This is a genomic window from Kitasatospora sp. MY 5-36 (assembly GCF_001182915.1).
In the GTDB taxonomy this organism is placed as follows: Bacteria; Actinomycetota; Actinomycetes; order Streptomycetales; family Streptomycetaceae; genus Kitasatospora.
In genome coordinates, this window is sequence record NZ_LFVW01000433.1 from 1 (window position 1) to 9,934 (window position 9,934).

8 protein-coding genes are annotated in these 9,934 nt (G+C 73.4%); 2 read left to right on the forward strand and 6 right to left on the reverse strand.

Features of this window, described 5'->3' with window-relative positions:
- From AE652_RS25745 to rsmI, 6 genes are all read right to left on the reverse strand, one after another.
- Nucleotides 1–764: 4-(cytidine 5'-diphospho)-2-C-methyl-D-erythritol kinase (locus tag AE652_RS25745; protein ID WP_049655602.1), on the reverse strand; the 764-nt coding region annotated here is incomplete at its 3' end.
- Nucleotides 761–1,819 carry a 16S rRNA (adenine(1518)-N(6)/adenine(1519)-N(6))-dimethyltransferase RsmA gene (rsmA, locus tag AE652_RS25750; protein ID WP_082345965.1) on the reverse strand — a complete coding sequence of 353 codons (1,059 nt, stop codon included), beginning with the start codon at nucleotides 1,817–1,819 and terminating at the stop codon, nucleotides 761–763. The genes rsmA and AE652_RS25745, both read right to left, overlap by 4 nt.
- 117 nt (nucleotides 1,820–1,936) lie before the next feature.
- Nucleotides 1,937–2,815 (reverse strand): TatD family hydrolase, encoded by an 879-nt coding sequence (locus AE652_RS25755; RefSeq protein ID WP_049655603.1) that lies wholly within the window; start codon nucleotides 2,813–2,815, stop codon nucleotides 1,937–1,939.
- A gap of 1 nt (nucleotide 2,816) precedes the next feature.
- Nucleotides 2,817–4,439: a methionine--tRNA ligase gene (gene metG / locus AE652_RS25760; RefSeq protein ID WP_049655605.1), complete on the reverse strand. Its 1,623-nt coding sequence runs from the start codon at nucleotides 4,437–4,439 to the stop codon at nucleotides 2,817–2,819.
- 85 nt (nucleotides 4,440–4,524) lie between these two features.
- Complete coding sequence (locus tag AE652_RS47480; RefSeq protein ID WP_181970659.1) at nucleotides 4,525–4,950, reverse strand: hypothetical protein; 426 nt, start codon at nucleotides 4,948–4,950, stop codon at nucleotides 4,525–4,527.
- 235 nt (nucleotides 4,951–5,185) lie between these two features.
- Nucleotides 5,186–6,055, reverse strand: coding sequence for a 16S rRNA (cytidine(1402)-2'-O)-methyltransferase (rsmI, locus tag AE652_RS25770; RefSeq protein ID WP_049655606.1), 870 nt, complete (start codon nucleotides 6,053–6,055; stop codon nucleotides 5,186–5,188).
- A gap of 106 nt (nucleotides 6,056–6,161) precedes the next feature.
- On the opposite strand from rsmI, the gene AE652_RS25775 reads away from it, so the two are divergent.
- Together AE652_RS25775 and AE652_RS25780 are read left to right on the forward strand one after the other, a co-directional pair.
- Nucleotides 6,162–7,943, forward strand: coding sequence for a dolichyl-phosphate-mannose--protein mannosyltransferase (locus AE652_RS25775; RefSeq protein WP_082345966.1), 1,782 nt, complete (start codon nucleotides 6,162–6,164; stop codon nucleotides 7,941–7,943).
- 186 nt (nucleotides 7,944–8,129) lie between these two features.
- Nucleotides 8,130–9,899, forward strand: a complete 1,770-nt coding sequence (locus tag AE652_RS25780; protein ID WP_049655608.1) for a penicillin-binding transpeptidase domain-containing protein — start codon at nucleotides 8,130–8,132, stop codon at nucleotides 9,897–9,899.
- Nucleotides 9,900–9,934 lie beyond the last annotated feature (35 nt).

Below are 9,934 nucleotides of genomic sequence, written 5' to 3' on the forward strand. Positions count from 1 at the left end.
CCGAGCGCGCCCGCCTCGGTGCCGGCCCGCAGGGTGGCGGCGAGCGCGGGGCGCAGCGAGAGCGCGGCGGGCTGGAGGTCGTTGGCGAGGGCGGCGGCCAGGGCGACCGGGTCGCCCTCGGCGAGGGCGGCGAGCAGCGCCGGGTCGGCGTCCGGGGTGGGGACGTCGGTGTCGCTGGAGCCGGTGCCGGCCTCCTCGCGCAGCCGGTCGCACTCGCGGAACACGGCGGGGGTGGACAGGCCGCCCTCGGCGACCGCGAAGACCCAGTGGAAGGTGCCCTCGACGGCCAGCGGCTCCAGGATCTCGCCGCGGCCGCGGCCGAGGGCGACGCCGCCGACCAGGGCGAACGGCACGTCGGAGCCGAGTTCGGCGGCCAGCTCCAGCAGCACGGGGAGCGGGGTGCCCAGCTGCCAGAGGGCGTCGCAGGCGACCAGCGCGGCAGCGCCGTCGGCGCTGCCGCCGGCCATGCCGCCGGCCACCGGGATGGCCTTGGCGATGTGCAGGTGCACGCCCGGGTCGGCGATGCCGTGGTGGGCGGCGAGCAGCCGGGCGGCGCGGGCGGCGAGGTTGCTGTCGTCCAGCGGGACGGCGGCGGCGTCCGGCCCGGAGCAGCTCAGCGTCACGCCCTCGGCCGCGGTGGCGGTGACCTCGTCCCCGAGGGCGACGGCGAAGAAGACGTTGGCCAGGTCGTGGAAGCCGTCGGCGCGCAGCCCGCCGACCCCCAGCTGGACGTTGACCTTGGCCGGTACCCGTACGGTGATCACTCGCTGTCCTCGGTCGTCTGCTCGGCGGACGCGGGCGCCTGCTCAGCGGGCTCGGCCTGCTCGGTGGCCCCGGGCTCGGCAGCCGCGGACCGGACCGGCTTGCGCTCGGCGGCCCCGGCCCGGCCGGTCCGCTGACCGGCCCCCTCGGCCCCCTCGGCCTGGGAGGGCTTGTGCTCGGCGATCGCGGCGAACTGCTCCACCGTCAGCATCTCGCCGCGCAGCCTGTGGTCGATGCCGGCCGCCGCGAGCGCCTGCTCGGCCCCGGCGGCGGAGCCCGCCCAGCCGGCCAGCGCGGCGCGCAGGGTCTTGCGCCGCTGGGCGAACGCGGCGTCGACCACCGCGAACACCTCCTCGCGGCTGGCGCTGGTCTTCGGCGGCTCGCGGCGGATCAGCGAGACCAGCCCGGAGTCGACGTTGGGGGCGGGCCAGAACACGTTCCGCCCGATGGCGCCGGCCCGCTTCACCTCGGCGTACCAGTTGGCCTTGACCGACGGGACGCCGTACACCTTGTTGCCCGGCTTGGCGGCGAGCCGGTCGGCGACCTCGCTCTGCACCATCACCAGGGTCCGCTCGATGCTGGGGAACGTCGCCAGCATGTGCAGCAGGACGGGCACCGCGACGTTGTACGGGAGGTTGGCGACGAGCGCGGTGGGCGCCGGGCCGGGCAGCTCGGTGACCTCCATGGCGTCGCTGAACACCAGGTCGAAGGCGTCCGCCTTGCCGGGCATCCGGGCGGCGACGGTGTCCGGCAGGTGCCGCGCCAGCACCGGGTCGATCTCGACCGCGGTCACGTGCCGCGCGACCTCCAGCAGCGCCAGCGTGAGCGAGCCGAGCCCGGGCCCGACCTCCACCACCGCGTCCTGCTCCGTCACCTCGGCGGCCCGGACGATCCGCCGCACGGTGTTGCCGTCGATGACGAAGTTCTGCCCGCGCTGCTTGGTCGGCTTCACGCCGAACGCGGCCGCCAGCTCCCGGATGTCGGCACTGCCCAGCAAGGGGGTCCCCCCGGCCGGAGGCTGGGGGCGGCTGTCAGAGGTGGGGTCGGTGGTGCTCACGCGCCAAGGATACGGGCGCCGGGGCCGCCGTCCGGACGCGCCGATCCGGACGGGGCCCGACCACGCGCCGATCCGGACGGGGCCCCGACCGCGCGCTCGGGCCCCGGGGCCCCGGCGTCAGTACCCGAAGGCCCGGGCGGTGTTCGCCGCGATGGCCGTGGACAGCTCGTCCTCGGCCAGGCCCAGGGTCGCGGCCATCGAGCGCACCGTGACCGGGATCAGGTACGGGGCGTTCGGGCGGCCGCGGTACGGGTGCGGGGTGAGGAAGGGGGCGTCGGTCTCGACCAGGACCCGGTCCAGCGGGGTGGCGAGCAGGGCGTCGCGCAGCGGCTGGTTGGCCTTGAAGGTGACCGGGCCGGCGAAGGAGAGGTACCAGCCGTGCTCGGCGCAGGTCTTCGCCATCGCCGCGTCGCCGGAGTAGCAGTGGAAGACGGTCCGCTCCGGGGCGCCCTCCGCCAGCAGGACGGCGATGACGTCCTCGTGGGCGTCCCGGTCGTGGATGACCAGGGCCTTGCCGTGCCGCTTGGCCATCTCGATGTGGCGGCGGAACGACTCCTTCTGGATGTCCACGCCCTCCGGCCCGGTGCGGAAGTAGTCCAGGCCGGTCTCGCCGACCGCCACCACCTGCGGCAGTGCGGCGAGCCGGTCGATCTCGGCGAGCGCCTCGTCGAGCGCGGCGGCGCCGCCGGCCTTCCGCTGCTGGCCGGACCAGCCGTCCGCGTCGCCGAGGAAGATCCGCGGCGCCTCGTTCGGGTGCAGGGCGACGGCCGCGTGCACCTGCTCGTACTGCGCCGCCAGTTCGGCGGCCCAGCGCGAGCCGGGCACGTCGCAGCCCACCTGGACCACCGTGGTGACCCCGACCGAGGCGGCCTTCGCCAGGCCCTCGGCGGGGGTGCCGGACTGCATGTCGAGGTGGGTGTGCGAGTCGGCCACCGCCACTGCCAGGGGTTCCGGCAGCGGCGGCGGGGTCGACCGGGCGTCGTCCTTGGCGGCCATGTCAGGCGGTCGGCTTCTCTTCGAGGCGCGGGAAGAGGATCTCGCCCTTGGTGACGGTGGCACCGGCGGGCAGCCGGCCCCAGTCGGCGACGGTGGCGACGGTCTGCGCGGAGAGCGCGCCCAGCCCGGCGGCCTCGGCGCCCAGCGAGACCCACAGCTTCTCGGCGGTGGTCGGCATCACCGGGTTGAGCAGCACGGCGGTGGCGCGCAGCGCCTCGGCGGCGGTGTAGAGGATGGTGGCCAGGCGGGCCCGGCCCTCGGCCGAGTCGTCCTTGGCGACCTTCCAGGGCTCCTGCTCGGTGAGGTAGCCGTTGACCTGCTTGACGAACTCGAAGATCGCCGCGAGGCCGCCGGCGAAGTCCAGCTCCTCGCCGATCTTCCGGTCGGCCGTCTCGACGGCCCTGGTCAGCCCGTCGGCGACGGCCTGCTCGGCGTCGCCCGCGGCGGTGGCGGCGGGCAGCACCCCGTCGAAGTACTTGCCGACCATCGCGGCGACCCGGGAGGCCAGGTTGCCGAAGTCGTTGGCCAGCTCGGAGGTGTACCGGGCGGTGAAGTCCTCCCAGGAGAACGAGCCGTCGGTGCCGAACGGGATCGCCCGCAGGAAGTAGTAGCGGTACGCGTCCACGCCGAAGTGCGAGGTGAGGTCGGTGGGCGCGATGCCGGTCAGGTTGGACTTGGACATCTTCTCGCCGCCGACCATCAGCCAGCCGTTGGCGACGACCCGCTTGGGCAGCGGCAGCCCGGCGGCCATCAGCATGGCGGGCCAGATGACGGCGTGGAACCGCAGGATGTCCTTGCCGACGAGGTGGACCGAGGCGGGCCACAGCTCGGCGAAGCGCTCCGGGTCGCTGCCGTAGCCGGCCGCGGTGATGTAGTTCTGCAGCGCGTCGACCCACACGTAGAGGACGTGCTTCTCGTCCCAGGGCAGCGGCACGCCCCAGTCGAAGGTGGAGCGGGAGATCGAGAGGTCCTTGAGGTCCTGCTCGACGAAGCGCAGCACCTCGTTGCGGGCCGAGGCGGGCTGGATGAAGTCCGGGTTCGCCGCGTAGAACTCCAGCAGCTGCGGGCCGTAGGCGGAGAGGCGGAAGAAGTAGTTCTCCTCCTCCAGCCACTCGACGGGCCGCTTGTGCACGGAGCAGAGCTTCTCGTCCCCGGTGGCGCCGTCGAGCAGCTCGGAGGGGAGCTTGAACTCCTCGCAGCCGACGCAGTACGGGCCGGAGTAGCCGCCCTTGTAGATCTCGCCCTTGTCGTACAGGTCCTGGACGAACTCCTGCACCCGGGCGGTGTGCCGCTCCTCGGTGGTGCGGATGAAGTCGTCGTTGGCGATCTCCAGGTGCTGCCAGAGCGGCTTCCAGGCCTCCTCGACCAGCTTGTCGCACCACTCCTGCGGGCTGACGCCGTTCGCCTCGGCGGTCCGCATGATCTTCTGACCGTGCTCGTCGGTGCCGGTCAGGTACCACACCTTCTCGCCGCGCTGGCGGTGCCAGCGGGTGAGGACGTCGCCCGCCACGGTGGTGTACGCGTGGCCGAGGTGCGGGCGATCGTTGACGTAGTAGATCGGGGTGGAAACGTAGTACGCCGGGGTGCTCGCCCCGGTGGTGCTGTGGTCTGCAGTGGCCGCCATGGTCGGAAAGCTTAGTCGGGCACGCGGACCGCCCTCGACCGAGTTGTTCCCGGCCGGGGGCGGTCCCCGTTCCGTCGCCCCGGTGTCAGCCCAGCAGCCGCGACCAGAACCGGGCCCAGCGTCCGCGCGGCCGGGTGGGCTCGGCCGCCGCGGGCGCCCCGGCCGGCTCGGCGTGCGCCGGGTAGCCGGGGGCGTGCTGCCAGGCCTGGTCGGCGGAGGCGACCCGGCCCTCGCGCATGATCCGCACGGTGTGGCCGCCGCAGCCCGGGCAGGTCGGCTTGAGCAGCGGGGACGGCACCCGGACGCCGTTGGCGTGGTACTCGAACACGACGTGCCCGTCGTTGGCCACGTGGTGTTCGATGTCGTACGCCTGCTCCCAGCCGTACCCGCAGCGCAGGCACGCGAAGGAGTAGGCCTCCCGTACGGTCTCGACGGGAGTGTGCGGCCGGCCGGCCAGACCGGCGGTGCTCAGTGCGCTGCCACTGCGGGGGGTACCGACTACATCGCTCATGGCCGTCTCCCAGCGCCCGCCGGACGCTCGTCCGGCTGGGTCTTTCCCTTCCAGGAAATGCCCGGACCGCCCCGGCCGATGCCCGGCTTGTGAAGACTTGGATGCGCGTTGGTCAGACCTATACGAAAATCCTCGCAGGGTCCGGGAAGCGCGGCCGAAACTTCAGCTCAGCTGGTGTTTACCGGGGCCTTCTCTCCACGGTACGACTCCCCGTGAGCAACGCAACCCCCGGAATTCACCCCTTTCCCAGGCCGCTTTCCAGGCCTTCCCGCTTCGCCGCCACGACCGCGTCGAAGACCTCCCGCTTGGGCAGCGAGAGCTCCACCGCGACGGCCGCGATGGCCTCCTTGCGGCGCTCCCCGGCCTCCTCGCGGACGGCCACCAGCCGGGCCAGCTCGGCCGGGGTGAGCTCCTGGGGCGCGGCCGGCGGGGCGCCGGCGACCACGACGGTGATCTCGCCCCTGACGCCCTCGGCCGCCCAGGCGGCCAGCTCACCGATCGGCCCGCGCTTGACCTCCTCGTAGGTCTTGGTGAGCTCGCGGCAGACGGCGGCCGGCCGCTCCGGCCCGAACGCCCCGGCCATCGCGGTCAGCGCCTCGGCGATCCGGTGCGGCGCCTCGAAGAAGACCATGGTGCGCGGTTCGGCGGCGATCGAGGCGAGCTGCCGGGCCCGGTCGCCGCTCTTGCGCGGCAGGAAGCCCTCGAAGGTGAAGCGGTCCACCGGCAGGCCGGACAGCGCGAGGGCGGTGAGCACCGCCGAGGGCCCGGGCACCGCGGTGACCTTGATGTCGGCGGCCACGGCGGCGGCGACCAGCCGGTAGCCGGGGTCGGAGACCGAGGGCATGCCGGCGTCGGTGACCAGCAGCACCCGGGCGCCGCCGAGCAGCGCCTCGACCAGTTCGGGGGTGCGGCCGACCTCGTTCCCCTCGAAGTAGGAGACCACCCGGCCCGCCGGGGTCACCCCGAGTGCCTGGGTGAGCCGGCGCAGCCGCCGGGTGTCCTCGGCCGCGATCACGTCCGCCGTGGCCAGTTCGTCGACGAGCCGGGGCGGGGCGTCCGAGACGTCGCCGATGGGGGTGCCTGCGAGAACGAGTACTCCTGTCACGGTCCCCATCCTCGCAGCTGTCGGGCGCCCGGGGTTTTTGGTGACGATTCGGTCAGCTTCCGAGGGAGCGGACACGCGTGCGAAGAGCGCCCCTACGATGTGGCGGATGAACGGCGACACGGCGGCCCAGGCGCCCACTGGTACGGACCACTCCGCGTACGGCGGCGTCGGCCTGCCGTCCCCCCGCCCACCGCAGGACGGGCCGGCCGGCTGGCGCGAGCGCCTGGCCCGGTTCGGCTACACGGCCCGCCCCACCGGGACGCTCACCGAGCGCCTGGCCCCGCCGATGCCGGACGGCCCCCGGGTGACGCCCCGGGACGTGCCGCAGTCGCCGCTGCTGCTGCGGCTGGGCGTCTCGCTGCCGCAGGGCCTGTGGTTCTTCCTCTGCCGCTGGGCCGGCTGGCTGGGTCCGGTCGCGGTGGCGGTCTTCGCCGGCCTCCTGCGGTTCACGAACCTGGGGCAGCCGCACGCGATCATCTTCGACGAGACGTACTACGCCAAGGACGCGTACGCGCTCTGGCACGGCGGCTACGAGATCAACTGGCCGGAGGACGCCAACACCACGATCATGACGCCGGGCGCGGCCGTCCCGTACCGGGCGACGCCCTCGTACGTGGTGCACCCGCCGGTCGGCAAGTGGATCATCGGCCTGGGCGAGCAGCTGTTCGGCATGAACCCCTTCGGCTGGCGGTTCGCGGTGGCCCTGCTCGGCACCCTGTCGGTGCTGATGGTGGCCCGGATCGCCCGCCGGATGTTCCGCTCCACCCTGCTGGGCTGCGTGGCGGGCCTGCTGCTCGCGGTGGACGGCCTGCACCTGGTGCTCAGCCGGGCCGCGCTGCTCGACCTGGTGGTGATGTTCTGGACCCTCGCCGCCTTCGGCTTCCTGCTGCTGGACCGCGACCGCACCCGGGCCCTGCTGGCCCGGCGGCTGGGCGGGGTCGAGGACGCCCGGCTCGCCCAGCGGCTGGGCCTGGGCTGGCGCCCGTACCGGATCGCGGCCGGCGTCTGCGTCGGCCTGACCTGCGCCACCAAGTGGAGCGGTCTGTACGTCGCGGCGGCCTTCGGGCTGCTCACGGTGCTCTGGGACGTCGGCGCCCGCCGCCTGGCCGGCGCCCCGCGCCCGTTCGTGGCGGTGCTCGCCCGGGACGTGCTGCCGGCCTTCGTCTCGGTGGTCGTGGTCGCGGTCGCGGTCTACATCGCGTCCTGGTGGGGCTGGTTCGCCAGCAGCACCGCTCCCGGCCAGGGCGGCTGGGGCCGGGACTGGGCGGTCGGCCGCTCCACCGACTTCCCGTGGATACCCGAGGCCCTGCGCTCGCTGTGGCACTACCACACCACGGTCTACGAGTTCCACGTCGGCCTGAGCGACCCGCACACCTACCAGTCCAACCCGTGGTCCTGGCTGGTGCTGGGCCGGCCGGTGTCCTTCTTCTACGAGTCCCCCAAGTACGGCCAGGCCGGCTGCACCGCCGCCGACTGCGCCCGCGAGGTGCTGGGCATCGGCACCCCGCTGCTGTGGTGGACGGGCATCGCGGCGCTGGCCTACTGCCTGTGGCGCTGGGCGGCCCGGCGGGACTGGCGGGCCGGCGCGCTGCTCTGCGGCCTGGCCGCCGGCTACCTGCCCTGGTTCGCCTACCAGCAGCGGACGATCTTCCTCTTCTACGCGGTGGTCTTCGTCCCGTTCCTGGTGCTCGCGGTGACGATGCTGATCGGCGCCCTGATCGGGCCGGCCGGCGCCTCCCGGGACCGCCGGATCATCGGCTCCGCGGCGGCCGGACTGCTGGTCCTGCTGATCGTCTGGAACTTCCTCTTCTTCTATCCGCTGTTCACCGGGCAGACCATCCCGCTGGAGGACTGGCGCCGCCGGATGTGGTTCAACACCTGGATCTGATCCACCGCCCCGGACACACCGCGTTCCCGCGAACCGTCCGTATGCGGTGCACAACACGTACCAGATCCGTCACAAGTGCCGGGCGATTCGCCGGCGCACCGATCCGCGCTGCCTAGGGTGGAGGGGTACCGCGTTTCCGGCCCCGCCGGTTGCGCCCGGCCGCGAGACCCCTGGGGGACCTGCACCATGCGCAGTGGCGCGAAGATCGGCATCATCACCGGCGTGTCCATCGCCGTCCTCGCGGGCGGCGGCTACGGCGTGTACAGCCTGGTGAGCGAGTCGGACGGCGTATCCGGTGGCAAGAAGCCGCGCACCGTGGTCGCCGAGCCGCCGACCGCCGACCAGGCGACGGCCGGACTGAAGGACTTCCTGACGGCCTGGGCGGCCGGCGACATCGCCAAGGCGGCCTCGCTGACCGACGACCCGGCCGCGGCCACCGCCGGTCTGACCGCCTTCCGGGACCAGGTCAAGCCGAGCGCGCTGACCCTCACCCCCTTCGGCCCGACCACCCAGCAGGTCTTCTCCGCCGCCACCGGCACCCCCGCCCCGGCCGCCAAGCCGACCGCCGGGGCCTCCGCGGCCCCGGGCGCCACCGGCACGCCGGGCGCCGGCGACTCGCCGTCCGCCGCCGCCACGCCCACGCCCACCGGCACGCTGATGTCCTACAAGGCGCGCGCCGAGTTCGCGGGCACCAACCGGGCCTGGGACTACCAGGGCTTCCTGGGCGTCGTGAAGATGAGCGACAACACCCCGGCCGTGCACTGGGCGCCGTCGGTGATCCACCCCCACCTGTCCGGCAACGAGACCATCGCCGTCCAGCCGGTCTTCGCCCCGCCGTCCACCGTGGTCGACCGCAACGGCAAGCCGGTCCAGGGCGCCTCGCTCACCCAGTCGCTGCTGACCACCCTCCAGGACAACGCCAACAAGCTGCTGCCGCCGGACCCGGCCAAGGACCAGGACGCGGGCAGCGCGGTGGTGATCTCCGACCCGGCCGGCAAGGGCCCCCAGGACAAGCTGTTCACGATCGTCGAGCCGAAGCCCGGCAAGCCATTCAAGCTCACCATCGACAACACCCTCCAGGCCGCCGCCGAGAAGGCGATGACCGACCTGGCGGGCAAGCCCGGCTCCATCGTCGCGATCGAGCCGAGCACCGGTCAGGTGCTGGCCTTCGCCAACTCGCCGGCCACCGGCCAGAACCGGGCCTTCGCCGGGCTGCTCGCCCCGGGCTCGACGATGAAGATCGTCACCTCGGCGGCGCTGCTGGAGAACGGCGTCAACCCGGACACCGTGGTGGCCTGCCCGGAGAAGAGCAGCAACCCGCACGCGATCCCGAACTCGTTCCCGGGCGCCTTCCCGAACAACACGCTCCAGCAGGACTTCATGATGTCCTGCAACACCGCCTTCATCAACCAGGGCCTGACCAGCCTCAAGCCCGAGACGCTGAACGGCACGGCCAAGGACGTGTTCGGCATCGGCCTGGAGTGGAAGACCGGCCTGCCGAACACCGACGGCAAGGTTCCGGCGGCGCCGGGCAGCAAGGACGAGCAGGCCATGAACTACATCGGCCAGGGCAAGGTCCAGATGAACCCGCTGGCCATCGCCTCGGTCACCGCCACCGTGCAGAGCGGCGAGTTCAAGCAGCCGATCCTGGTCGCCGAGCTGCCGCAGCAGAAGGCCGCCCGCCCGCTCTCCCCGGACGTCGACGCCAAGCTGAAGGCGATGATGGCGGCCACCGCCACCGGCGGCACCGCCAGGGACGTGATGGCCGGCATCACCGACAACGCGGGCGCCAAGACCGGCTCCGCCGAGGTCGCCGGGGTCGACGTCACCAACAGCTGGTTCACCGCCTACCGCGGCAACGTCGCGGTGGCCGCCGAGGTGCAGGGCGGCGGCCACGGCGTGGACGCGGCCGGCCCGGCCGTCGCCTCCATCCTGAAGGCCGCCGGCGGCCGCTGAGCCCCCGCAAGCCCCCGCCCGCCCGGAGCCGGGCG